Genomic DNA, 26,445 nt, shown 5'->3' on the forward strand with positions numbered 1-26,445 from the left:
CTTATCAAACTCAAACGGCTTAATCTGTATAATGGCTAATACTACTTTTGTAAGTTTTAAACTAGCGTGATTATTAATTGATTTAAGATTACTACTAATCGAGAATTGGGTTGGTGGATACCATTAAAAGTTATTGAAAAAATCTATCATTAACTTTGAATAATTAGTAAATCCTGTTAGCGGTAATGTTTCCGATTTGTCATAAATGTCATGATATGCTTGAATTCCGCCTAGGGTATAAATATAATAAGAGGGTACACCTTTATCATAAAACAGACAATGATCGCTATTGCATGCAGCACCCCTGATTTGAACAGATTTCAAATAGCTATTCTTTTCATTTAAGCGTGTAAGTATATCAAAATAGGTCTTAAATACACTACCGTTTACAACTTTAATACCATCGTCACCTGTACCTGCAAGATCAAAATTGACTAAAAACTTTATCTTCTTCAAATCGAATAATGGGTTATCGACAAAATATTTTGCTCCAACAATGCCAATCTCTTCAGCCGATAATGCAATAAATACAATAGAGTATTTGGGAGGATTGGCTTTAAAATGTTTGGCTAAGGTTAGCAGCATTGCTACGCCACTTGAATTGTCATTAGCTCCCGGGAAATATGTTTCTGATCCCATTTTTCCTAAATGATCATAATGCGCCAGTACTACTAGAAATGAATCAGGCTTTTCCTTCCCTTCTACATAGCCAATTATATTTTGTGTTTTATATTTTATTAATGATGCATCGATCTCTATTTTTCCCTTCTTTAAAGTAGCGATGTCATACCCATTATTAACAGTAAATGATGGTTTGGATGATTGAGTTGTTGAGGTGCTCCACGTTAATTTCTCACTTGTTACTATAATTGTCCCTGAAGAAGGAACGTTAGGGCTGTATTTTAGAAAATTTATGATATCTTCTACTTTTTGTTTCTCTTCTTTTTTAACAGTTTTAAAATCTCTTTCATTTATAATCAAAATCTTACCTGTTGAGGATTGTATAGCATTTCGAACCTTATTGTCGTCTAACAGGTCTTGTTTGTTGATAATATATACTGAAAATTCACCATTCAATGATGGGGATGATGGATCTACAATAAAATCCTTCCCTGCCACTAATTTAGAGTTGTCAAATGCTAGTTTCATGCTTTTGGGGAAAGTATTTACATCAATCTTAAAGGGTTGAAAATAACCCTTCTTAAATGGGTTTAATCCAATTTGAGAATATTGATCTTTAATATAATTTGCAGCAATTCTATTTCCATCCTCAACATAGCCTCGTCCTTTAAACTCAGGAGAAGCGAGTGTCTTTACAACCTCTTTAGGGTAATCAACATCTTGACCTATCAAATTAAGAAAGATAGAAAGAGCTAATGAAACTGCAATAATTTTTTTCATATTTTAACTATTCATAATTCAATTTGCCATAAAGGTAAATTATTTCCATTAAATCGATGAGGAGTATTTTTTATCTCTATATTAGACATTAGACTTTATATAGATTAAGCATCGGTTGATAAATTTAGCATTGATAATCAGCATGGTTATAATCTAATCAATATAATGTCTAATATGAACACCCACGTTTTTAAAGTTGTATTTAAAAACTGTGGGTGTTTATTATTGTCTAAACCTTAAACCTTCCCTGAATACTTTTCAGGGTTATCACCAAAACTTGTAATATTTAATGTTGCTTTTTCTCAAAGTAAGTAAGCGATAAAGCAATTAACTTGTAGGAAACATATAAAATTACTGGAAGGCATGCCAACCAAAGGATTTGAGTAATCATAATTTTTAATTTTAATGGTTAATAAACATGTTCCTTTTCCATATCGTTAGCATCTAACTTTTTACTGTTCATTGCTCTCCATACGTATACTATGTAAGCTAACACGAAAGGGATAAACAATGAAACATAGCTCATTGCAGTGAGCGTATAGTGACTCGAAGAGCTATTAGCAATGGTTAGAGAGCTCTGTAATTCGGCAACTGAAGGGTAGTAAGCAGTGTTATTGAAACCAGCCAAAAGGAACAATGAAAAAACGGCTAAAACAGTACCAATTCCTGCAAACCATATAGCTTTGTTGCTATATTTTACAAACGAAACTATTGGCATAATTATGCCCATTAAAACTAAAACTACACCTGCTAAAAATAATAAGGCTACTAAAGGCATATCAATTAAATTGATAAAATACTTGTAGGATTGCATAAATACTTCACCCGTTACTGGGTTTACCGCAAAACCATCTTTAAGCATTAGCATTCCTGTAAATAGCAGAAAAAATACTAGGAATGGAATTGCGTTATACCATAGCTGTTTTTTTACCTTCTCAATAATTTCAGAATTGTCAATAGCATTCATGAAATAGAGTAAAGCCAAAACGCGTGATAAAAAGAATACTGCCAAACCCAACGACAGGTTTTGAATATTTAAAGCAGCCTCAAGACCACGCGAAGCCATTGTCCATTGCGAATGATGTTCGTTATCAATAGTGAAGTTTGAACCAGTAAAAAATGTGCTAACCGCTGCACCCAAAAGTATAGTGCCTAATAGTCCATTCAAAAAGAGGAAAGCGTCGAAAACCCTTTTGCCAAGAACGTTTTCAGGTTTTGAGCGGAACTCATAGGCAACGGCCTGAATAACAAAAGCAAATAGGATAACTATCCATACCCAATAAGCACCACCAAAGCTTGTGCTATAAAATAAAGGGAAAGATGCAAAGAAAGCCCCTCCAAATGTTACCAATGTAGTAAAAGTGAATTCCCATTTACTGCCAACGGTATTAATTATAAGACTTCTGGTAGTGTCCGTTTTACCCAATTGGTAAATGAGTGTTTGTCCGCCTTGTACAAATAGTAAAAATACAAGTAGGGAGCCCAGCAGAGATACTAGAATCCACCAGTATTGCTGTAATGCGATATGTGATAAAGTTTCAAACATTATTCGTTTCCTCCATCTTTAGGACCAATTTTAATTTGTTTTAGCATAATCTTGATTTCTGCAATTAGCAATATCGTGAAAATGATGGCAAAAAGGGCGAAAGTTATTTTTACCGAACCAACATTTATATTTGAAACAGCAGTTATGGCAGGCATTAAATCCTGAATAACCCAAGGTTGGCGACCAACCTCTGTAACTGCCCATCCAAGTTGTGATGCAAGATATGCTAATGGTATACTGATAATAGCAGCACGGAAGAACCAGCGTTTATTTTCCAAGCGATTGCGAAATAGAAAAATCAAAACAAGTACAAAAAGAACAACAAACCAGAAACCAAGGGCAACCATTATACGGAATGAATAAAAAGTTAATTTAACAGGAGGTACTATTTGTTTGGCATCGGTAAGGTAGCCATAGCCAAAGTAATTGTAATTTGCATTTAATATGGAAAGAGATTCTTTCGCTTTATCATAATCTTTAGTTTTTTTGGCAGTATTATAATCTCTTAAAGTTTGTATTGCTATTTTACCTTTTTGGATTTTTTCAGAGGCAGATATAATGCCGTGTTCGCTATTGCCTTGCACTATATCTTTAATACCTGGAACATATGCATTAGCATCGAGAAATGCCATAGAAGACAAGAAGTTTGGTATTTCGAGTTTAAATGCAAAATCTTCTTTAGCCAAACTATCGGTATTATTGTTTTTAAGAACCCCAAAAACTACAAGCGGAGCCTTACGTTGTCCCTGATAGATATTTTCCATTGCAGCGAATTTCATGGGTTGATGCTTTGCCATTAATCGTGCAGAATGGTCGCCTGTAAGGATGATGAATAATGACGTAATTAAACCAAAAACTGCGGCAACCAAAATGCTAAGCTTAGCAAAACGTATTTCGCGATTTTTTAGCATATACCAAGCGCTAACTCCTATTACAAAAACAGCGGATAATACATAACCAGACGAAACGGTGTGTAAAAATTTGTTGATAGCCACTGGTGAAAAAAGCACATCCCAGAAATTGGTCATCTCGTTACGGGTCATATCGGGATTGAAGTGCATGCCAACAGGGTATTGCATCCACGAGTTTGCAACCAGAATCCATAGTGCAGAAAGATTTGCGCCTATAGCGGCAAGCCATGTAGAAACCAAATGAAATTTTTTGCTGACTTTGTTCCATCCAAAGAACATAACTGCAACAAAGGTGCTTTCGATGAAAAATGCCATTATCCCTTCAACAGCAAGCGGAGCACCAAAAATATCGCCAACAAACCATGAATAGTTTGACCAGTTGGTACCAAACTCGAATTCGAGTATAATACCAGTTGCCACACCAATAGCGAAATTTATACCGAAAAGGGTCATCCAAAACTTGGTAATTCGTTTCCATTCTTCGTTTCCAGTTTTAACGTAGAGTGTTTCCATAAAGGCAACAATAAACGAAAGTCCTAGAGTTAGAGGCACAAAACACCAGTGATAAATGGCCGTAAGGGCAAATTGAGCCCGAGACCAATCAACCAGAGTAGGGTCATAAAGTTGTGTCATAAATTAACTGTATTAGGTTTAGGTTGAAAAAATTGTATAAAGGAATAATTCGAAATTCAAATTGATTTCAAAAGCCTAAAGTATATAATAGGTGTGTAATAATTTAAATTAGAGATATTACAAAACTATTACATGTATCAAATCTATATTTTGAATTGATACATGTAAGTATTACGTATTGATTTTCAATACAATATCGGATTATTGTTTTGTCATGCTGAACGAAGTTAAGTATCTAACTTTTAGATAATTAAATCCTTCACTTCGCTCAGAACCGAGCTTGCGAGTTCGGCGGAGCCAATAACACCTTACATAGAATTGACGTTAATTACCTTCTATTTTGGCCGAGCGATTAAACGAGTAAAGCAATCAAAGGGTGATGGGAAATAAATGGAGTGGATAAGTTTAGAAACTCAAAATATAACTTCTTAAATCAATTGAATCGGATAGATTCATTTTTTTCTTTAACCGAACCCTGCTAATTTGAACCGATGAGGCTTTAATATTAAAGAAACGTGCAATCTCTTTTGTTTCGAAATTCATTTTTATGCAGGCACAATGTTTGATATCGTTTGATGATAACATTGGGTGTATTTTCTTGAGTTTACTAAAAAAATCAGGATGTACCTCTTCAAAGTTGGCTATAAGCATTTTCCAGTCTTTATCCAATTGTTTATAGCTGTTAATGATATCAAATATCTTCTTGAACTCCTTTTGGCTTTTTGAGAATTTCTTATCGGTGAGAGTTTTAGTTAAAACACTTTCTATTTCGGACAGGATTGTATTCTTTTGATTCATGTATAAAGCATCAGCAGCAACCTGCTTCTGTTTTTTCTCTTTTAGAACATCGGAGGTAATATCGATTAATACGGTTTGCACATATTTCTGGCAATTAATCGTATTGTTTACTAAATCGAGTCTGATATAACGAATATCACCATTGCTATTTAAAATCCTTAGTTTTTTAACTAACGGTGAAGGAACGTTGTTGTCTTTTAATTTTAGGGATAGCTCTTCGGCAATTTTTCTATCATTTGGGTGGAATAATCCAACAAAACCAATCTTCTCGAAATCTAATAAGGATTTGAGTCCAAGCCAACTCATAGTGGTTTTATTGATGTAAACAGGTTTGTTGTTCTGCGTTAGAATAAGCCCTAACGGAGCATTTTCGGCAAGCATTTTATATTTCTGACGCTCATCAAATATTTGCTTCTCAAGATTTGAGATATGGGTTATATCCTGTAATACGCCAAAGAATTTTTTGTTTTTAGTTACTGGATCTATTCTGACTTCGCCAATTCCGCGAACAGTTTTCTCCTTATCATTGGCATCGATAATTCTGAAGATAAAATCAAATTTTTTCTTTCCGTTATAGGTAAGTTGAAGCAATTGCTTAACCTGCTCGGAATCCTCATGGTGAATATATTTGACAAAATTTTCTTTGTGCGATGTTTGATTTTCGCTGTAGCTATGCCCAAAGATATTATAAGCTCCGTGCGACCATATTTGAAGCCCTGTGGTTAAATCGCTTTCTATATGACCAAATGAATTGGCAATTTCAGCACGAATTTGTCGAGCATGACTCCGCTCCAGTTCATTCTTTGTGTTTTCTTTTTCGGTAATATCAGATCTGTACTCGACAAAACCTGTTAGGGTTCCATTATCATCGAATAATGGGGTGTGCCTTACCATCCATATTCTATTATCATTAAGGGTAACAATCCTCTCTGTAGGTACGAATACACGGCTAACTACGGGGCAATTCATACAGGGCTTATTATTGTTAAACCATACATTATGACATAATTCACCAATGTAAGAATCATCCTTTATGTTAAGTTGCTCCTTACCAGCATCGTTGAGCCATATAATGTTGTGGTTGATGCTATAAAAAGCAATAACTTCTTTAAATGAGTTGAGAATATCGGTGCGAAGTTTTTCTTCAACCTGTAATGCCGTATTATACTCCAAATCGGGAGTAATATCGCGACTTATAATGAGCGTTGCTGGTTTTTTATTGTAAACAAAAGGAATCAGATTACTCTCAGTATCGAAAAAAGTCTTATCGAATCGGATATTTTTTAGGTGTACAGGCGTAATGGGTAAATTAGATGTAGTTGCCAGACGATCGATTACGATATATTGATGATCGGCATGTATTGTATCAAGAATATTTTTTCCAATAATATCAGCAGAACTTGTGCAGCGCAATAATTTTAAGCCTTTTGAGTTTATAAAAACAAACTTCCCTTCCTGAATAACTGCTATATAATTTGTGGAGTTTTCAACAATAGAATTATAAAACTCTTTGTTTTCTTTCTTTAGTTGGGTGCTTACTATTTTAAGCTCTTTGTTTAAAGACTCAAAATTATTTATCAGTAAATTGAAGCGTTCCATCCGGCATTATTTAATGTCAAAAATAATTGAAATAATTAAAAAATAAGTTTATTTTACATGAAGAATGGTTTAATGTTTGTGTACGAAAATACCATTCAGATAAATGGATTTGGAGGTTGAAGTTAGTTTCCGACAACTTTTTTACCTGCCGTTTCCTCTTTGGATTAACTGTCGTTGGGCATTATAAAGTTTTATGTTTTATTTTAATTTTGATAATTCTTAAACACTAAAAGGTATGAAATTCATAATCTCAATAATTACATTGGTATTTACCTTGCAAGGTTTTTCTCAGGATAATTATTATGATTATTCACAGAGAGAGAAAGAGGTGGTATTCTTAGATAATTTTGATAACAATAATAATCGTTGGTGGCTTGGTGACAATTCTGAAGCGCTTTCTAGTGTTGAAAATGGATACCTTACTTTAGAATGGAGAGGAAAATCTCCTATTTGGTATAGCCTTAACGGAATTATTTTTGATTTGACTCAGGATTTTGAAATTGAAACCCTTATAAAACAAACAGGCGGGACTAAGGGAAATCTATTTGGGTTAATATTTAACAAATCGGATAAAGGTGAATGTGGGTTTATTGTAAACTGCAACAGCGAGTCGGTTGTTTATCAGGATAAAATTAACGAAACCAGAAGGTTTATAAAAGATGGGGGAGAGTTTATTCCTAATATTAGCGTTGTATATAATGAATTTACTAAGCTAACTATTAGAAGAACAGGCGACCAATTCTCCTTTTTTGTAAATGAAGTCTTACTAAAATCTGGCCCTATTACTGAATTTAATTCAAATCGTATTGGTTTCCAGATATGGTATAACTCAAGAATTTGTGTTGATTATTTGAAAGTATCATATTTAAGAAAGGCAAAGGAAATAATTGTACCTGAAATTGCAGATAACCTAAAGAATAAAGGCAATAAGCAATCCATAATAAAATCTGATGTTGATGTAAATATTCCAGAAGTTGCAAAGCAAAACTCCGATAGGTTTGCCCTGATTATAGGTAATGAGGACTACTCATCAAAGCAAAAGGAGATAAACACCGAGGCTAATGTTGAATTTGCTCGAAACGATGCAACCATCTTCAAGGAACATGCTATTAAAGTGCTGGGCATCCCTGAGGAAAATATTACATTCCTACTTGATGCAACACTTGGGGAGATGAGCCAAGGAATTGACAAGCTAAATAAGATTATTAAAGTAACCGAAGGAACTGCTGATGTATTTGTTTACTATGCCGGACACGGGCTACCCGATGAGAATACTAAAGAGGCCTATTTAATACCTGTTGATGTGAATGGTACCAATTTGATCTACGCAATTAATTTAAACACTTTATACTCAAAGCTAACTGAATTCCCAAGCAGAAGAGTTACAGTATTTTTGGATGCCTGTTTTAGTGGAGGAGCCAGAAATCAAGGATTGCTTTCGGCTCGTGGAGTTAAAGTAAAGCCCAAAGAGGATGTTCTAAAAGGTAATTTAGTTGTGTTTACTGCGAGTTCAGGTGAGCAAAGCTCTTTACCCTACAAAGCCAAAAACCATGGCTTATTCACCTATTTTTTGCTAAAAAAGTTTCAAGAAACAAAGGGGGATGTAACATACAAGGAGCTATCCGATTATTTGAATAAATCCATTAAGTTGAATTCAATTCTAATTAACGATAAAGAGCAGCTTCCACAAACAAATACAAGCATAGATATTCAAGCCGAATGGATGAATTGGAAACTTAATTGAAAATTCTATGGTAAACGAAAATCCATATTTGAACGAATTGAATAAGAAAACCGATGATGAATTATTCGATATTATAGCAAATACAGATGAATCCGAGGATCCATTTATGCATGAAGCGGCTATAAGCATTGCATTAGAACGTGAATTAATTACTGAATATCAAGCAAAACATCTACTTGAAGGAAATATTGCAGTATTAGAGTACAATCCTGAAAATATTGATAACCAGGAATTAGAAAAGGAAGCACAGGAAAGTCATGAAAAATCTAAGGAGAAGAATAATGTAAGATTTGGGTTATCATTAATGGGAGGAGGGGCACTTCTTATATTGTATTTTTATAACGGTGGATTGATATTTCCTGTTAAAACGCTAATAATTGGAATAACTTCCATGTTTGTGGGAATAGTTCTTTTAATTATTGGTCTTATTGAAAAGAATAGAAGAAAAAACAATACCGAAGAGAACATTGACTGAACCCTTTTTGCTGAAATTTAATTTACAAGAACCTCTAAACTTAGCTTTCTATTTTTTCATTTAGAAGTAGGTTAACGGCATCCTTGAATGAACCTGCTAGAATAACATTGCCTGTATTGACAAAGAAAATCTCATCTGCATTTTCAATGGTGTTTAAGCGGTGGGCAATTATTACCCGGGTGGTCGATGATGGAAGTTTCCTTAGTATTTCGTCAAGCAATTGTTCTGTAATAGTGTCGATATTTGCAGTGGCTTCATCAAGAATAAGTAATTCTGGTTTTCGAAGTACAGCTCGCATGAATGCGATTAGCTGTTTTTGTCCTAGACTGATACCATCTCCAGTAGTTTGAACCTTTGTATCAAGCCCTTGATCGAAACGTTCCAATAAGCCCGCCAGTCCAGCTTCTGAAATAACTTCTGCCAACTGTTTGTTAGAGAGATTTTTGTATTCGACATTTCCGTATAGAATATTATCACGCACAGTTCCTGAAAACATAAAAGGGTCCTGAAGAATAAATCCAATCTTATGACTACGTTCTTCGGGTTTATATGATCGTATATCTTTGCCATCAAGAAGGATAGAGCCCTTTGTGGTATCATATAATCTTGCAATAAGTGATGCTATGGTAGTTTTACCCCCACCTGTAGGGCCTACAAACGCATAGGTTTTCCCTTGTTCCAAATCGAAATTTACTTCATACAATACCTCTTTACCATTTGGATATTGAAATGATACATCTCGAAAAGTTAGGTATGATTTACTCTCCTCGTTTTTAACATCTTCCACGATATCTAAATTGTTTTCGAATGATAATAGCAGTGAAATTCGATCCCAGCCGGCCAAGGCTACCTGAAAACTGGCCCACAAAGTTGCTAATTGACGTAATGGGTTGTAAAAATTATTTATATAAGCAATAAAACTAATAAGCAGACCAAGGGTAAATAGTCCTTTTGTAATTAAATAAATCCCAAAAGAAAGCACAATCATCTGACCAATATTAGCAGCCAAAGTATATATAGGCATAAAAACAGTATTGGCAAAACCTGTTTGAATCGACTGTGCATAATTTTCTTTATTAACCTTTTCGAAACGTTTACGGAAATAATCGCGACGATTGAAAGCGATAATTACCTTAAAATTTGCGAGACTCTCCTGCACCTCTGCGCTAAGAGTCCCGGTTGTTTTCATGCTGGCCGCATTTCGGCTTTTTACCCAGGGCGAAATACTCTTGGTAACGAACCACATCATTAATGCTGGCGATAATGCTGCAATACCTAAGGGGAGATTTATGCTTAGTAGAAAAATCCCTGCCCCAATCATTATAATAAGACTTCCAATAAATTGCATTAATGATTGTGAGAAAAATTGGTTTACCTTATCGGTATCATTATTAATACGAGATATAAGATCGCCGCTCTGGTTTTGATTAAAAAAATCAACTGGAAGTTCTTGGAGTTTGTTAAACACTGCGTTACGCAAGCTGAATAGCATACGTTGCCCGATGCCTCCCATCATACGCATTTGAATATAGTTTAAAGCAAAAGCAACTATGTAAACTGATAATAGAATTGAGGCAAACACCAGTACTCCATGGAACTGTTTGGTTTGAATATATTTGTCGATAGTATGTCCAATTAGGTATGGCCCAAGCAAACTGAATCCAGCATTGATAAGAATAGCAATAAAGGCTATAGTTAAGTTGCGACGCTCTTCACCAATAAGAGCAATCAATTTTCGGAGCGATGCAAGGTTCGATTTCTTTTGCTCCGTTTTATTTGATGCTTGGTGTAGGTTATAGTTCATAGTGATGTGTGCTTCGTTGTGAGCTATAAATTTGAATATATTCAGGCGAACTCTTCTTTAACTCCTCGTGCGTACCAGTTGCAATAACTTCACCCTCCATTAAAAGAATGATTTGTTCGAAATTCTTTACCGATGCAATTTTTTGAGTAATTGATACAAGGGTCAAATCCGGGTAATTATTTTCAAGGTTACAAAGAATTTTATTTTCTGTGGTTCTATCAACGCGTGAGGTAAAATCGTCGAGTAAAAGAATTTTAGGATTTATAGCAAGCGCACGTGCCAACATGATACGCTGCTTTTGTCCACCAGAAAGGCTGGTACCGCGCTCCGATACAATTGTATCAAGCTTTTGAGGGAGCGATTCAATAAAGTCTGTTAGTTCGGCAGTGGCAATGGCTTTCTCCAATGACTCGTTTGTTACCCTATCGTTGAAAGCAATATTTTCACGAAGGCTCATGTTAAAAATCACGCTATCCTGAAAAACAAAACCAATTTGACTGTGGAATAGTTCCTTTGTATACTTATCCATATTTATACCATCAAATTCTATTGAGCCTGAACTAGGAGAAATAAGATTTGTAAGTAAATATAGCAGTTGACTTTTGCCTGCTGCTGTGGGTCCTAATATGGCGGTTCTGCTTCCTGTTTTTATCGAAAATGAAACATCCTTCAATATAGGTTTTTCCTTATAAAACAATGAAACGTTTTTAAGCTCAATATCACCCTTTATATCGCTATTAATAGTTCCAGTTTCAACTTCTTCGGGTGCTTTAAGAACCTCGTATACCCTCATATAGGAGGCCGAAGCTTGAGCAATGATATTACTCATAAAACCAATCATTAGAATAGGGAAAATTAATAGCATAATATAACTGTAGAATGCAGCAAAATCTCCTAATGACATACTACCAACCATTACAAAATGTCCACCCATAACCAGTATTGTAACCAAAGACAGATTGGCTACAAACTGAATTACCGGGACTAATGTGGCAAATAAGCGTAGAATGGATAATCCCAAATTACGAGATTCCATATTTGTCTCCAGAAATCTCATGCTCTCTGGTTGTTGCGAGTTTAGCACCCGTATTAATGCGGAACCTAAAATACTTTCGTTAATTATCTTGTTAAGCGAGTCAATAATCTCCCTACTTCGTTTATAAAGCACTCTCACCTTCTTTAGTACAATATAAAAGGTTCCGCCAATAATTGGTACAATTAGAATAACCGCTAATGCCAACTTCCAGTTGATAAGAATAAGCAAAATACATGTGCCCACAATTACAAAGATTGATGAAACAATAACGACAAAAGCCTGGGAAACAAACGTTTTTATTGAATCAATATCCGATGTGAGGTTCGTTAAAAGTTTAGATGGGTTCGAACTAAGAATATACGTATAACTCTGGCGTGAAATTTTTTCGGATAGCTGTGTTCGCAAATTTCTAGCAACTCGCTCCGAGGTATAAATTTGAATAATGTTTTGCAAAAAAACGATTATAAATATTGCAACAGCAGCCACCAGAAACTCAAGAATCACAGTTTCCATATTATAGCTCTTTGATGAAAAAGCATCGATACCACGAGCAATAATTTTCGGAATCAACATGTTAATTCCGTTGCTAATTAACGCCATGGCAATCAGTATCGATACCATTCCAGAATATGGTTTCAGCAAGCTGAATATACTGGGTTTAAGATTTTTGCCTTTTGTAGGTTGAGAGGTAGGTTTGTTCATAGCTATGTGTACTGTTATGCAAAGGAATTTAAAAAAAATGATTATTCATTCGACTAATCGGCAAAGTCATAAAATTTATCGGTAAGTATACTCATAAGATGCTTAGATTTTAATTTTGGTAAATGCCGTTAATACTTAAACATAGCCCAATGAGGCTATGCAGATATTGGACTATAGGGAATCTCAATACGGTATAAGTATAGCATTGAAATATTTCTATTATTGAAATCATTTTATTTTAATCAAGTAAAACAAATATCTCCTCACATAAGGCAAGAAAAATTTACCTTTTTTTCAACATTGAATCTACTCCTAATCTGCTGTGTGGAATTGCCTAAATTGGTCGAATAGCGAAAAACATAGATAATTGGTTTTGTTGATTAGTGTTGCAAGAATAGCTCTTAGATTATCTTATCCTAATAAAAATTAATATCCGTTTTATTGTAGTACCTTACAAAATAATTTCTTAAAGCTAAAACGATCATCCCAAATTTGGCAATGGAAAACACAATTGTCGAATCGACTTATAAAATCTGCATAAATAACTATTGATAAAAACTTTATCAACCTAAAGCGTCAAGTATTAATAGAAAGGGACAATATATGTGTTTTTCACCAGAAGCAAGTTTTGCAGGGGGTATAATCATTTCATCTGTCGGTATTGCCACTGTTAGGAAAGTGCATAAACCTTCTCAACTAGTTTTTGCATGCATTCCACTATTCTTTGGCATTCAACAAATTGCCGAAGGTTTTTTGTGGTTAACCATACCTCTTCCAGAGTATATAATCGTTCAAAAACTTTCTACCTATATATTTTTAATAATGGCGGTTGTTATTTGGCCCATGATGATTCCTCTTTCTGTGCTATTCATGGAAGAGAATAAAAAAAGAAAGAAATTTCTATGGATTCTATTGACTATTGGAACATCCTTATCATTGTATTATACTTTCTGTTTGCTGTTCTTTAGTGTTAATCCGCAGGTAATGGAATACCATATTCAGTATAATACCAATTTTCCTAAATCTATAGCTATTGTAGTTTTTATTACTTACCTAATTGCAACCATTACCCCTCTATTTGTATCGAGTATTAAAAGAACACATCTATTAGGTATTTTGATGTTCCTATCGTGCTTGGTTACAGCAATATTTTTCACCCGATTTCTTACTTCGGTATGGTGCTTTTTTGCTGCGTTGATTAGTGGGGTTATCTATTGGATTCTTAGAGACTCAAAAATAAAATTCAACTTTGATAAACTTAGCCTATTGAGGAGTCAATTCAAAATACATGGGAATTAAACCAAGCATATAGGATATGCACACTAATCTTAGTGAATGGTTACGTACTCATTGGCACTTCCATTAAGAGAATTTCCGAATCGCTATCGGCGGTGATAGTTAATATTTCAGTATCCCAAACCCCTAACCCATCGCGTTTATTCAACTTAATTTGATTGATCGTTGTATCACCGCTGATGATAAATGCATACACCCCATTTCCAATTTTTTTGACTCTGTAGCTATCCGAGACTCCTTTATCCAAATGGCCTAAATGAAACCATGCATCCTGATATATCCAAACACCCTCATCGTTGGCATTGGGAGAAAGTATTTGTTGAAATCTATTTTTCCTGTCCGATTCGTGTAATGTAATCTGATCGTATCGGGGAGTAACGTTCTTTTTGTTGGGGAAAATCCAAATCTGCAAGAATTGTACAAGTTTATCCTTATTCTTGTTGTATTCGCTATGGGTAATACCTGAACCAGCGCTCATCACCTGGACATCTCCCTTTTTAATAACAGCGATATTTCCCATGCTATCCCGATGTTCCAAATCGCCTTCTAAGGGAATGCTGATGATCTCCATATTATCATGCGGATGCGTATCGAACCCCATTCCAGCACTTACCTGATCGTCATTTAAAACCCGTAATGTCCCAAAGTGGACTCTTTCGGGATTGTAGTAATTAGCAAAGCTAAAAGTATGGTAGCTATTGAGCCATCCATGGTTGGCATGACCCCTCGAAGATGACTTGTGTAAAACGGTATTTGCCATAATCTTTGAAGCTATTAGTATTGATGGCTAAACCATAATTTGTCAGAAAAGTTCATTGAACCAACTGGTGTATACGAGAGATGCTATTTAACAAAGCATGACTTTAAATTTACCCTCAAAACATTTCCTATCACATTATCAACGATACTAAAATACCTCCTAGAATTATCCAAACAACATCTACTTTTCGCATCAGAAGAACAAATGCAACAAGTGTGAATATAATGGGGAAGATACTCCAATGGATACCGATGGCAAAACGGCAGGTAACTATTGCTAGCAGACCCACGAAAGAGCATAAAATACCATTTATAACCCTATTGAACTGAGGATACGAGCTGAGTTTATCGAAAAATGGAATGATGCCTACAAGCACAAGGAATGATGGGGTAAATACAGCAAAAGTTGCAAGTAAACTTCCCAATACCCCAAAGTGCATATACCCAAAAAATGTAGCAGCAATAATGATCGATCCAGGGGTTACCTGCCCAAGAATAACGCCATCCATGAATATTTTTTCGTTAAACCAACCGAATAGATCAACCAGCTCGTGGTACATGATAGGCATTGAGGCTAAACCTCCACCAAACGAAAAAAGATCGATTCGTAACATGATGGTTGCCAGTGTAAAATATTCTTTATTTACAAAGAATAGGATGCCTATACCAGCAACAACTGAAGCTAATGCCCAAAGAAAGAATCGAAAGGTTTTTACACTCTCAAGTTTTTGAAATGGGGGGGAATCTTTTTTTGTAAAAATAAGACCTAACAGCGCAGCAGAAACCAATACTAGCGCAGGGTGCAATTTGGTTAAGAATAGCCCAGCAGCAATGGCTGCAATTACCCAATCGTTCCAATTGTGAAAATTCTTTTTTCCAAAGGTATATGCGGCATTTGCAACAATGGCAACAATAACCACCCTTAAACCACTTAAAACTTTTTCAACACCCGAAATATTTTTGGAATGCTTATACAATACTAAAAGAATAAATATGATAAAAAATGCAGGAAACCCAAACCCAACAAAACATATAATAGCACCCGGAACTCCTTTAATTTTCAAGCCAATATAGGCAACCAGCTGCATTACAATTGCCCCTGGAATAATTTGACAAAGTGCAAGACCCGAATCAAATGTGTTTGCCTCCAACCACTTTTTATTATCAACAATATGTTTTCGGATATGGGCCATCATAGCAGGACCACCAAAGGCTGTAAGCCCCATCCAAAAGAAAACACGGAACAAATCAAAATAGTTAGGACTTTCCTTCTGCTGCATACTTTGGGGTTAATATGAAATGTCTAAATTACAATATACTCTCTTCGGGCTTACCCTAAGGAATGAAAATTATTTACTTTTCTTCATTTTATTGATAGTGGAATACAAAACATGAACATATAGCAGGTTTTGCAATGCAAAAGCATAATATTGCATAGTGTTAATTAAGCTATCGCAATTTGTAATGTACAGTTTCATACCCATCAATTGCAAAGTTCATGCAAAATAAATTGGTCGGCATCGGGAAAGATCGTTTTTGGAAATGAACAGTGGTAATTAGAATCAGCAAGTTTTCATAGAGGATTTGCATTTAAGTTCTTTAAAGACTGTGGGAATAGAATAAAGCACCCTTAAAAAAGCCAAAACAGTTTTGACAAAATGAAGAATTCGACTCCCTATAGACGACATCTTTAATTTAATGGGACTCTATTTATTTTGATTAATAGTATTCTCAATGATTATTAACAATTTAAACAGCAAAAAAATAATAATCTTTCATTTTTAAACATTCATTTTATTTATTTGGTTAGAAAAAATGATTAATAAAATGTGCTCTCGAAAATAAAAAATTAATTTTGATTCATATTATTACCATTTTATGGAACAATATGAATTTTAAACTCAGTCATTTTATAATGATGTTTTATTTGCTGAATATTTTAACGAATTCGTTCATTTTTGGTTATGCCAACCGATAAATTGGCTAGGTATTTATCCGAGTTATTAGGCGTTATTATCGTCTAAATTATAGAATAGAGAACTTAATTAGATGTTGATTTAATTTTATAACTATGAAAATAAGTACTTTACAGATTCTTGCTTTAATTGGAATTTTAGGGGGTCTTTTAATGTTTATCGGAGATATGTTTTTCTATTTAGTACCTATTGACGGTAATTCATTCTTCAAAGGGACTATTTTTATTATGAGCCAAAGGCAAAATTTATGGTTGGTAATGGGTGCATTGGTTGGTCCATTAGCTGGATTATTACTATCAATATCATCAATATCAATTTATATAGCCTTAAAACCTTATAATAAATTTTTACCGATAATTATTTCAATATCATTCATCATCATTTTCACTTTCGGAGGTGCTTTTCAGACATTATATGCGCTACAAGGTTCTTATTACAGAATTGGAGATCCCCAAATTAAAGCTGATGTTTTTTATTATTTAGGGCAAATTATGAACCCAATTCAAAAAATAATGTTAGTTTTTGGTAGTTTAGGCAATTTTCTATTTATTTTATTTATTTTATTGAAAAAAACATTATATCCAAAATGGGTTATATTTTTCACACCCCTTACAGCCTTGTTAATTGTATATATATACATGATTGTTCCATATCCTTTGGGTGCGTTTATCGTAGGTGGATGGACCAATATCTGTTTGATTTTATTTTTTACAATTAACTACATAGTTTTTAAAAAAAGTTTAACAAAAACAATCTAAGAGTTTTAATATGAAAAAAAAGCACTTAGCAATTTTAATAGTATTATTTATGAGCATAAATTTAAATTTCTCATGCGATAGTAGAAATAATTATAATGATAGTAATTCTGATATAATAATAGGCATCGGGGAACTTGTGGAGCAAACTGTTGATTCGGCTAGTTTTACAAAAATTAACCTTATTGGACAATCAAATATTTCCATTACAAAAGGCGATACTCAAGTAATTAAAATTAAAGCGCAACAAAACATTTTAGATATTATGACTCATAGAGTATCAAATGGTGTATTTATAGTTGGATTTGAAAACAACCACAAGATTGGAACAAATAAAGGCATTTTTGTTGATATTATAACACCTTCAATCATTTCTGATGTTTCCATCTCAGGTGTTGGAAACATAAAGGCATACAAGGGACAACAAGAAGCATTTAATATTACAATGTTGGGAACTGGTAACGTAGATGCCTTTGATTTAATTGCTGATAATTGCTCAATAGTAATATCTGGAACTGGAAATTGCAACGTATGTGCAAATAAAAAATTAAACGTTACAATTGCTGGGGTGGGTAAAATTTCCTATAAAGGACATCCAGATATTTCTCAAAACATTTCAGGTACAGGTAATATTAATAATGCAAATTAGCTTACAAGGTATTTATGAAAAAATCAAAGTATTGTTATTTTTTTGAAGAGGGTGATGAACTAATTGCATATTCGGCTCTATGTAACGAATTTGAAGAATTTCACATAAATCAAAAAGGAAAAATCGATGATATTCTTAAGTTTCCTGATGAGATAATTACCAACAACGATAATATCATCTATAAAAAATTAGCGGATAAACTTTTTATAATCCCTGACTATATAGATGAATATAAGCAAATGGTGGAAATGCATCGAAAGACAATTTATAGACAAGATAAAATAATGTTTACAATTTGCCCAACAATGGCGTGCAATTTAAGATGTAAATATTGTTATGAGGCTCATGCAGAATTATCCGAATCCACCATTTCACGTGAGGTTATTGACAACATTAAGAAACATATTGAATCAAAAATTGAGCATTTGAAAGAATGCACTATTTCATGGTTTGGTGGTGAACCTTTATATTGCCCTGAGATAATTGAAGAAATAAGTACATTTTGTATTGATCTTTGTGAAAAGAATAAAGTACAGTATACTAGTGGTATGACTTCAAATTTTGCCTTAGCTACCAAGGAGGTAACTTCAATACTCACAAAATCAAAAATTCATAATGTACAAGTAACGCTTGACGGCTATAAAGAGAATCATGATTTATTCAGGGTAACTAAAAATAATAAGGGAACTTGGGATTTGTTAGTTAAAAATATTTTATACTATCTCAATTTTGACAAGAGTAACAGCATAATTCTTAGAGTACACTTCCCTAATACTGCTAATGAAATATACTTGAATAATACATTAAGAGATTTGCAGGTTTTCGATAAAGAATTGCGCAATCGGATTGGTGTTTACCCTCATGCCGTTTTTAGCAGTTGTACAGATACATGGGACAACAATGATAATAGTACAAATAAAAAGAAAGTTGAGACTAAAGTATCGTCTGTTGTATTTAATAAGTTGCTAGAGAAATTTAGAAAAGAAGTTTTTCAATTAGGATTTCAATCCAACGTTTTCAATATTAAACCCTACAATTGTGAGGCGGATTTAGATTATTTCTGGACAGTGCGCCCTGATGGTTATCTTTCAAAATGTACCGTTGCACTTGAAAAGGAACGTGCACAAGCCGTTATTAATAAAACAGGTATAAAAATACTGAATAATAAAATATTGGATTTTCATCAAAAAGACCATTCCATGTACTTATATAAGGAATGTTCAGAATGTAGTTATTTGCTATTTTGTTGGAGAGGATGTGCTTATTCACTTGCTGAAGAAAAAGAGCATCCTAAAGATATTGAGCGAAAATGTGGTATAAAGCACAATAACTGGATGATGGAAAGGCAAATAGATAATATCAGATATAAATATTTACAGCAAAAAAGAAATTTATTAAATCATGAGAATTGATCCATTTACCGATATTGTTGAATTTGAGCAAAAAGTATATATTATTAATCTCCGCACAGGAGCCATTGATGAAATTGACACAGAGCTTAAAACCAATATTGTCAAGCTAAAAGCTAAAGGCAGTTTTTCTGACGAAGATTCATTAGTTAAGGGAAGTATTTTGTTAAACCTTATTGATAAAGGATATATTACAAGTTTCACAGATAAGGACTTAGAAATATCAAAAGTCAACACTTTTGAGGGTTATAAAGAAACCCGTAAAAAGAGGGAGAAAATACCCTCTTTGGTTTTGGACAACAATATCTCTCAAACCTTTTGTACACCATTAGAAAGCGATAGAAATCCTACAATTTCTATGGCAATGGAAAAATTTAAAGATATTGTTAGCCATCTAAAGAATAATGACTCTGTGAATGAAATAAACATATTCAAAACACATATAAGCAATAATGATTTATCAAGTATTCTGGAAATTCTAAGAGAATTTGATTTAAGACTTAAAAGTATATATACAAGCGTTAAGAATGCTTCCGAAATAAATTCACTTTTGGATACTATAAGCAAAAGTAATATTCAAACTGAAGTTAATATTCGGGATAAGAATAATCCGCAATACTATTCCTGTCATATCTTTAATAATAAGCAAAAAGATATTACTGGGCAAAAGAAACTATATTATTGTGATGATGATTATTTTATTTGTCAGTTTTTATACAACACATATTTTATTGATAATACAGGAAACATAAACTATTGTATTAAAAAATCATATACTGACGAAAAAATAAGAAATATATTTAACGAGGATCAAAACATTTCAAATTGGAGTCTTAACATGTTTGATACCTTATGCAATAATGAGAAAAAAAATTGCAAATATTCCCTATACTGTAGAAAAATGTGTGGTTTTTTAGAAAATATACGAGAAACTAAAGCAAATGATGAGTGCCCAATACCTGTTGAATTAGATAAATATATAAAAGAAAAGGTCAAAACACTGACTAGTTAACACTTTTAAAATTGAGCATATGAAAAAGATTAAAAAACCTAATTTATTTGAGTCTTTTGAGATAATTATTCTTGTATAAATTCTTGAGCTTTGCTTAGGGTATAACAATTATAGATATCAATGACTTCATGTTTGAATCATTATTTTGTGAGTTATTAATTTAATGAAGGCTATAGAGTCATTTAATAAATAACGGAATTTGTTGTATCTTAAGGATAATGTTTTTTTTGTTTTTTGTTTTATATATTTTAATTATTAACTTAAAAATTTACTATTATGAAAGAAGTAAAAAAAGCTAATGCTTTTGAAGCATTTGAGATTATTGATCTCGAAGAAAAATTAGAATTCTGTAATTTCATTTGTGCCAATGTTGATGTTGCTTGCGGAAGTGATATAGGATGTGGTGCTGTTGTCAATGGTGCTTGTGGAAATCAGGTAGCTTGTGGTGGTGCTGGTTGTTCAGAGTAATGAATTAAGTGATGAGGGTGTCCAAAAAGTAGAGGACACCCTCTTTTTATTGATGCATTTTTCGAGAAGTCTTCTGAATATTCAATTTTCAGAGACTTAATTTTTATTTTTAGACAGTTCTATCATTTTTATAATTTACTTGTTAATGCGAATAGATAATAATATGTTAACGATAAAGAAGTTAGTATTCAGATTTATCTTTCGGATAGTATACTTTGCTGTTTACTTTTCAATTGACCTTAAGTTTAGGTTAAATAAACAAAAACACTTTGTTCAAAGAAACACCATTGTTTCCATAATAAAAAGACTTTTAGATGTTGAAAAGAGAGTTGTTGCAGATAATATCTATCGAAAAAATTTAGCTTATGCTCATTCTTACTTGGTAGTTTATAAATTGTATCTCTTTTTGTTGTCTAAACATTTACACAAGAATACACAGATAAAAAATATTCACAACAAGATTGATTTTGAAAAAGGAACAATTTTTTTAACTTTTCATTTTATAGGCAATATTGAAAATTTAGTACGTTGGATATCTTTGAATAATAATGAATTGCATATAATTTACGGTAAGAATTTCTTCACCAAAGATGCAGAACGATTGCTAGGCAAAAAAAAAGATGACACATTTGAAAATTTAAAATATATTCATCAATATAATAAATTATTTAAACTGAAATTGATATCTTTTGATGAACCCAATATTTTCTATGAATTATCTAACATTCTAAAAAGTGGAGGTAAAGTTCTCTTTATGTTTGATGAGTTTCCTAAAACTACTAAAAATGAAACACATTTTTTTAAATACAGAATAAATGACTATTTTGCAGCCCGAGTACCAAAAACAATATTTTATTTACTTAAAAAAACCAATTGTCAATTAGTACCTATAATAAATGTGAGGGAAAATATTATTAATAATTCAGTACATATTTTGGGCAATATAAATTACAATTATGCTCTGCCTAATGTATCATTTGAGGTAGAGAGTGAAAGAGTTTTAAAAATAGTATATGATTTTTTTGTTTCACATTTGAGGGAAACACCTGAACTTTTAATGCCCTCCGTTTGGCTTCGATTTTACTATTATGTTAAAAGTAGTTCCAATATCAGGAATAATACAATTACAACACTAATAGATTCTAATAAAAGCTATAAACCTGAGGGTGATTTTATTTGCTATTTAAATAGAAGAAAAAATTTTGGTTACATATTTAGAGAAAATGACTTAAAATGCGCAAAAGTAAGTGCTATAAGTGTTAAAATATTCAGCGAATTAATTCGTAAAAATCATATTTCAAAAAATGAATTGATGATTTATAGAGATGAAATTAATGCCATGCTTAGTAACTTTGCTAAAGAAGGCTTTATAAGCGAATTGAAATGAGCAATAATATAAAAGAAAATTCGCCAATATACATTGCGAAACACGAATTAACTTGTTTAGACACTTCCAGTAAAGAGAAAAGATATCGTTTAGTTTCGAATAAATGCGATATAGAAATTAACGATAATGTAAAATTATTCATTGATTTTATAAAAGAAAACGAAGGAGAATTATTCGGAATAATAATCAATAAATCTGTTCAGTACTACAATACAGATGAAAGCACAATAAAAAAATCCCTTGATCAGCTAATTACTAAAGGGGTAATCGTTCTTGATAAGATCGAAGATGGTGAGGAATTTATACCATTTAGGAATAAGTCAAGCCAACTATGGTTTAGAAAGAAGTTAATTGAAACAGAAAATCATAAAAAATTCTTTAGTTTTTTTCATTTTGCATTTTCAAAGGCATTTATTATTACAGTAGTGATTTTGCTTTTGGTAATTGATATAATCTTCTGGAAATTACACAGCAACGGAGCATGGAAAAATGAGTTAAAATTTTTCTCATCCTATGATTATGTTTATATTATATTATTCTCCCTTTTTATGACTTTTATCCATGAAACAGGTCATATTTCTGCAGCTATGAAATACAATGCAAAAACTGGAGGAATAGGGATAGGTATGTACTTTTATCTTTTAATCGCTTGGGCTGATATACATGAATCATGGAGTTTGAAAAAGCGACAAAGTATGATGATTTCAATAGGAGGGCTTTATTTTAATGCTATTTGTTTTATTCCGTTCACTATTTTGGGTATTGTCTTAAAATCAAGAGCAATTATCGATTTTGTTATATTGAGCCATTTCACTATTTTGTTTTTGTTTAACCCATTTTTGAAAATGGATGGATACTGGTTTATTACCGAATGGGTTGGCGTTCCTAATTTACAGACTAAAATTACTATGTTTTTTAAGGAATATCTTCCTTCGCTCGTAAAAAAGGAAAGGAAGAGAAGCATTTTTAGTAGTTATTCTTTAAAAGTAAAATCATTTTGTGTAATCTATGCTTTTTTAACAGGGGCTTTTATGGTTTACTTTATGTACTTTATAATTCACTTTGGGATTACTATGTTATTAAATTTTGATCGCGAATACGTAGGTGTAATTGTTAACTATATTGATGGCTCTCGACAAATGTATTTTAATACATTTATTCGAAATACTTTTTTGTTAGTTGCTTGTACTAAAATTTTATGGGGATATTTAAAAAAGGTTATTCAATTATAATAGACATTAAACACTATACCGATTAGGCTATAATCATGCTGATTATTAGTGCTAAATATTATTAACTGATGCTTAACCTATATAAAGTCTATTATATTGAATAAAACATTAATGCGTTCTTTTACAGATCTTTGTAATCAATAGACACAATGCCAATGGGTTTAAAGTACGACAAAACCACAAAAAACACGACTCAATTTCTGAGCCTTACTGGCTTTTTCCCTGCGGAGTTAGAAAACCTAGGCATGGAATTTCGTGTGGAATGAGTAAAATTTTCCAACCATTTTACTTTAGAGAAATCCCGGCAACGAATAATCTTGCCACAAAAAACTGTCAAAGATTGGTACTGTGTCACAAATTAGGATTCGGTGGCTTAAGTAATGAATTACTTATTGCACTATTTAAGATTAACAATACAATACATTATAAACTAATCTAAACAAAGCCAAATTTTTAATGGGAAATGAAAAATTCAAACTATTTCTTTTACTTAATATTTCTTCTCTTTTTGTATTCAAGTTCGGTGGAAAGCCAATCTATTAACGGAATTGTGGTTGATGCATCAACTTTATCGCCATTGCCATACGCTAATATAGTTATGAAAGATATCAAAGGCGGGTATATGTCGGATGCTAACGGGAAATTTGAAATAAAAACTTTAACACCAACAACATTATATACAAGTTATATCGGTTATGAAACAAGTCAAACGGAAATTACACCTATAGACTCCTTTGTTCTAATTAAATTAAATAGTAACGCTTATTCGTTGCAGGAAGTTACTGTATTTTCAAGAACTTCTAATCAGGTTGACACATTGAGTTTTATGAAATTCAAGAATAAGCAAATAGAATTGCTTTCAGGTTTTTCCAAAGACTTGTACAGATCGCTTCAAATGATGCCAGGTGTAAGTAACAATAATGAGTTAAGTGCTAAATATAATGTACGTGGTGGAACATTTGATGAAAATATTACATTTATTAATGGAGTTAATGTTACCGAACCTTTTCACATGAGATATGAACCATTAATAAGTGTTGGAATATTTCCCATTGATGTAGTAGATAAAATTAATTTTTCATGTGGAGGTTTTAGTGCCCAATATGGTGATGCTTTAAGCTCAGTTTTAGATGTTACTTATAAACGTGGAAATAATAAGGCGTTGGCAGGTATTGTTAATGCTAGTTTAATTGATTTTGGATTTTTGCTTGATGGACCTATAAACTCAAAATGCACATACCTTTTTGCGGTTCGGAAAGATTATACTAATTATGTTCTGAGAATGGCTAATAGTGATCCCAATAACAATGTTTCATACTATGATATACATGCCCAACTTGATTATAATATTACACCAAAAAGTAGTATAAGATTTAATTGCATTTACTCAGCTGATAATTTTAGATACAAGCCCAAAACTACTTTTGCATATTATAATGACCAATTTTATGATAACGCAAACCAGTTAATTAAAGCAGAATCTACCCAATCTTATACAAAGGATCTTGATATGAATTATTCAAACAAATTAATTTCACTTCAATCTCATAATAAGTTATCTGATAAAATTTCAAATGAATGTATAGTTTCATACTATCAAGCATACGATAATTATAAAAGTAAAGATCTATATTTTACAACAAGAGATTTTGAAATTAGCAAAAACTATTATTATCAATCTACTTCAAATACTTCAAATAATAAGTATTTAACTACTGATATTCTTGAGGTGCAAGATCATATTAAATATTATTTGACTGCACATAATTCATTATTGCTTGGAATAGATTATCAAAATTTACATTATAACTCTAATTTTAGTAATGTTCGAACTAAGATTTCAAGGTGGAATTTTGTCAATTTTCCGGATACAGCAAATCAAACTAATATTTTTATAGATACTTTAAAAGGCAAACCAATAACTTATAAAATTGGTGGATATATTGAAAATAGATGGCAGATTAATAAGACTATTCAATTGAATATTGGTTTTCGTTTGGATTATTTTAATATGAACAGGGAATTTGATATTAACCCGCGGTTAAGTATGGGCTTTAATTTACCTAATAATATTAGCATAAGAGCCGCTTGGGGTATATTTAGTCAAATGCCAATATTTAACCAGTTTAGATTTATGTCATCAACTTCAGCTAATACAAAAAATCAAAAGGCACAACATTATATAATAGGTATTAGTAAAAGATTTGACAAAAATGTTATAATCAAAATAGAACCGTATTTTAAATATTATCAATCCGTAATTCCTGCTCAGCGATTGACTAATACTGATTTGATATATTCTTTGGCGGACTCTTCAAAAGGAGCTACAGGTTATGCGAAAGGTGTCGATTTTGAATTTCAAAAAAATTACAATAAAGTATCAATATGGCTTAGTTATGGGTATCTAGTAGCGAAAGAAAAACTTAAAAACGGTATTGAATACCCTAGGTATTCAGATCAAAGGCATACTTTTTCGTTTAGTATGAACTATTATTTAAATAAGAAATGGGAATTTAATTTTAAATATTTTTACGGTAGTGGTTATGCCTATACACCTCAGGTGTTAACATCAACACCTCCATATAGATGGATTTTACAAGAAAAAAACTCAGGTAACTTTCCCGCTTATAAACGATTGGATATAAGAATTAGCAGAAAAATTGATTTATTTAAGAAACCTTTGTTGATTTACATGGATATTATGAATGTTATGAATGCTAAAAATATTTATTCGTATGATTACAAGTATGATGCACGAGAAAACCCTTGGATGAAAACTCTAACATTATTACCAATGATTCCATCAATTGGTATGTCATATCAGTTTTAGTTAATCTTAAATACATACATTAT

At 32.4% G+C, this 26,445-nt stretch carries 19 protein-coding genes; 11 read left to right on the forward strand and 8 right to left on the reverse strand.

The annotated features are described in order from the left end of the window. Positions 1–123: 123 nt before the first annotated feature. The 4 genes from HOO91_01530 to HOO91_01545 form a co-directional block, all read right to left on the reverse strand. Positions 124–1,401, reverse strand: coding sequence for a M20/M25/M40 family metallo-hydrolase (locus tag HOO91_01530; GenBank protein NOU16227.1), 1,278 nt, complete (start codon positions 1,399–1,401; stop codon positions 124–126). Between the two features lie 409 nt (positions 1,402–1,810). Then, positions 1,811–2,947, reverse strand: a complete 1,137-nt coding sequence (gene cydB, locus HOO91_01535; protein ID NOU16228.1) for a cytochrome d ubiquinol oxidase subunit II — start codon at positions 2,945–2,947, stop codon at positions 1,811–1,813. Then, positions 2,947–4,491: a cytochrome ubiquinol oxidase subunit I gene (locus HOO91_01540; protein NOU16229.1), complete on the reverse strand. Its 1,545-nt coding sequence runs from the start codon at positions 4,489–4,491 to the stop codon at positions 2,947–2,949. The genes cydB and HOO91_01540 overlap by 1 nt, the downstream gene beginning before the upstream one ends. A gap of 405 nt (positions 4,492–4,896) precedes the next feature. Next, positions 4,897–6,888: a PAS domain S-box protein gene (locus HOO91_01545; protein NOU16230.1), complete on the reverse strand. Its 1,992-nt coding sequence runs from the start codon at positions 6,886–6,888 to the stop codon at positions 4,897–4,899. Between the two features lie 235 nt (positions 6,889–7,123). Here HOO91_01545 and HOO91_01550 point away from each other — a divergent pair, with 235 nt between their 5' ends. Beyond that, positions 7,124–8,632, forward strand: coding sequence for a caspase family protein (locus tag HOO91_01550; protein NOU16231.1), 1,509 nt, complete (start codon positions 7,124–7,126; stop codon positions 8,630–8,632). A gap of 7 nt (positions 8,633–8,639) precedes the next feature. After that, entirely contained in the window at positions 8,640–9,107 is a 468-nt protein-coding gene (locus HOO91_01555; GenBank protein ID NOU16232.1) for a DUF202 domain-containing protein, read from the forward strand. 40 nt (positions 9,108–9,147) lie between these two features. Here HOO91_01555 and HOO91_01560 read toward each other — a convergent pair whose 3' ends face one another. Together HOO91_01560 and HOO91_01565 are read right to left on the reverse strand one after the other, a co-directional pair. After that, positions 9,148–10,911, reverse strand: a complete 1,764-nt coding sequence (locus HOO91_01560) for an ABC transporter ATP-binding protein (GenBank protein ID NOU16233.1) — start codon at positions 10,909–10,911, stop codon at positions 9,148–9,150. Next, positions 10,901–12,649 carry an ABC transporter ATP-binding protein gene (locus HOO91_01565; protein ID NOU16234.1) on the reverse strand — a complete coding sequence of 583 codons (1,749 nt, stop codon included), beginning with the start codon at positions 12,647–12,649 and terminating at the stop codon, positions 10,901–10,903. The genes HOO91_01560 and HOO91_01565 overlap by 11 nt, the downstream gene beginning before the upstream one ends. Before the next feature lie 603 nt (positions 12,650–13,252). Between HOO91_01565 and HOO91_01570 the strand changes: the two genes are divergently transcribed. Beyond that, entirely contained in the window at positions 13,253–13,948 is a 696-nt protein-coding gene (locus tag HOO91_01570) for a hypothetical protein (protein NOU16235.1), read from the forward strand. 40 nt (positions 13,949–13,988) lie between these two features. On the opposite strand, the gene HOO91_01575 is transcribed toward HOO91_01570, so the two are convergent. Continuing rightward, complete coding sequence (locus HOO91_01575; protein NOU16236.1) at positions 13,989–14,705, reverse strand: pirin family protein; 717 nt, start codon at positions 14,703–14,705, stop codon at positions 13,989–13,991. Between the two features lie 130 nt (positions 14,706–14,835). Further along, entirely contained in the window at positions 14,836–15,984 is a 1,149-nt protein-coding gene (gene chrA, locus HOO91_01580; GenBank protein ID NOU16237.1) for a chromate efflux transporter, read from the reverse strand. A 791-nt stretch (positions 15,985–16,775) separates the two neighbouring features. Here chrA and HOO91_01585 point away from each other — a divergent pair. The 8 genes from HOO91_01585 to HOO91_01620 all read left to right on the forward strand — a co-directional run bounded on the left by HOO91_01585 (position 16,776) and on the right by HOO91_01620 (position 26,422). Further along, positions 16,776–17,438 (forward strand): hypothetical protein, encoded by a 663-nt coding sequence (locus tag HOO91_01585; protein ID NOU16238.1) that lies wholly within the window; start codon positions 16,776–16,778, stop codon positions 17,436–17,438. Positions 17,439–17,487: 49 nt separating this feature from the next. Further along, complete coding sequence (locus tag HOO91_01590) at positions 17,488–18,084, forward strand: hypothetical protein (protein ID NOU16239.1); 597 nt, start codon at positions 17,488–17,490, stop codon at positions 18,082–18,084. 14 nt (positions 18,085–18,098) lie between these two features. Then, positions 18,099–19,496, forward strand: coding sequence for a radical SAM protein (locus tag HOO91_01595; GenBank protein NOU16240.1), 1,398 nt, complete (start codon positions 18,099–18,101; stop codon positions 19,494–19,496). Continuing rightward, positions 19,486–20,505, forward strand: coding sequence for a hypothetical protein (locus HOO91_01600; GenBank protein ID NOU16241.1), 1,020 nt, complete (start codon positions 19,486–19,488; stop codon positions 20,503–20,505). Before HOO91_01595 ends, HOO91_01600 begins: the two co-directional genes overlap by 11 nt. A gap of 276 nt (positions 20,506–20,781) precedes the next feature. After that, positions 20,782–20,973 carry a hypothetical protein gene (locus HOO91_01605; protein ID NOU16242.1) on the forward strand — a complete coding sequence of 64 codons (192 nt, stop codon included), beginning with the start codon at positions 20,782–20,784 and terminating at the stop codon, positions 20,971–20,973. Between the two features lie 145 nt (positions 20,974–21,118). Further along, entirely contained in the window at positions 21,119–22,360 is a 1,242-nt protein-coding gene (locus tag HOO91_01610) for a hypothetical protein (protein NOU16243.1), read from the forward strand. Then, positions 22,357–23,592, forward strand: a complete 1,236-nt coding sequence (locus tag HOO91_01615; GenBank protein ID NOU16244.1) for a hypothetical protein — start codon at positions 22,357–22,359, stop codon at positions 23,590–23,592. The genes HOO91_01610 and HOO91_01615 overlap by 4 nt, the downstream gene beginning before the upstream one ends. A 463-nt stretch (positions 23,593–24,055) precedes the next feature. Continuing rightward, on the forward strand, positions 24,056–26,422 hold the full coding sequence (locus HOO91_01620) for a TonB-dependent receptor (GenBank protein ID NOU16245.1): 2,367 nt from the start codon (positions 24,056–24,058) through the stop codon (positions 26,420–26,422). The last annotated feature ends 23 nt before the right edge of the window (positions 26,423–26,445 follow it).

The organism is Bacteroidales bacterium (assembly GCA_013141385.1).
Lineage (GTDB): Bacteria > Bacteroidota > Bacteroidia > Bacteroidales > Tenuifilaceae > UBA8529.

Bases quoted from the DNA above. Each gene is read 5' to 3' on its own strand.
- HOO91_01530 (NOU16227.1), bottom strand. From the start codon at position 1,401: ATGAAAAAAATTATTGCAGTTTCATTAGCTCTTTCTATCTTTCTTAAT.
- cydB (NOU16228.1), bottom strand. From the start codon at position 2,947: ATGTTTGAAACTTTATCACATATCGCATTACAGCAATACTGGTGGATT.
- HOO91_01540 (NOU16229.1), bottom strand. From the start codon at position 4,491: ATGACACAACTTTATGACCCTACTCTGGTTGATTGGTCTCGGGCTCAA.
- HOO91_01545 (NOU16230.1), bottom strand. From the start codon at position 6,888: ATGGAACGCTTCAATTTACTGATAAATAATTTTGAGTCTTTAAACAAA.
- HOO91_01550 (NOU16231.1), top strand. From the start codon at position 7,124: ATGAAATTCATAATCTCAATAATTACATTGGTATTTACCTTGCAAGGT.
- HOO91_01555 (NOU16232.1), top strand. From the start codon at position 8,640: ATGGTAAACGAAAATCCATATTTGAACGAATTGAATAAGAAAACCGAT.
- HOO91_01560 (NOU16233.1), bottom strand. From the start codon at position 10,911: ATGAACTATAACCTACACCAAGCATCAAATAAAACGGAGCAAAAGAAA.
- HOO91_01565 (NOU16234.1), bottom strand. From the start codon at position 12,649: ATGAACAAACCTACCTCTCAACCTACAAAAGGCAAAAATCTTAAACCC.
- HOO91_01570 (NOU16235.1), top strand. From the start codon at position 13,253: ATGTGTTTTTCACCAGAAGCAAGTTTTGCAGGGGGTATAATCATTTCA.
- HOO91_01575 (NOU16236.1), bottom strand. From the start codon at position 14,705: ATGGCAAATACCGTTTTACACAAGTCATCTTCGAGGGGTCATGCCAAC.
- chrA (NOU16237.1), bottom strand. From the start codon at position 15,984: ATGCAGCAGAAGGAAAGTCCTAACTATTTTGATTTGTTCCGTGTTTTC.
- HOO91_01585 (NOU16238.1), top strand. From the start codon at position 16,776: ATGAAAATAAGTACTTTACAGATTCTTGCTTTAATTGGAATTTTAGGG.
- HOO91_01590 (NOU16239.1), top strand. From the start codon at position 17,488: ATGAGCATAAATTTAAATTTCTCATGCGATAGTAGAAATAATTATAAT.
- HOO91_01595 (NOU16240.1), top strand. From the start codon at position 18,099: ATGAAAAAATCAAAGTATTGTTATTTTTTTGAAGAGGGTGATGAACTA.
- HOO91_01600 (NOU16241.1), top strand. From the start codon at position 19,486: ATGAGAATTGATCCATTTACCGATATTGTTGAATTTGAGCAAAAAGTA.
- HOO91_01605 (NOU16242.1), top strand. From the start codon at position 20,782: ATGAAAGAAGTAAAAAAAGCTAATGCTTTTGAAGCATTTGAGATTATT.
- HOO91_01610 (NOU16243.1), top strand. From the start codon at position 21,119: ATGCGAATAGATAATAATATGTTAACGATAAAGAAGTTAGTATTCAGA.
- HOO91_01615 (NOU16244.1), top strand. From the start codon at position 22,357: ATGAGCAATAATATAAAAGAAAATTCGCCAATATACATTGCGAAACAC.
- HOO91_01620 (NOU16245.1), top strand. From the start codon at position 24,056: ATGAAAAATTCAAACTATTTCTTTTACTTAATATTTCTTCTCTTTTTG.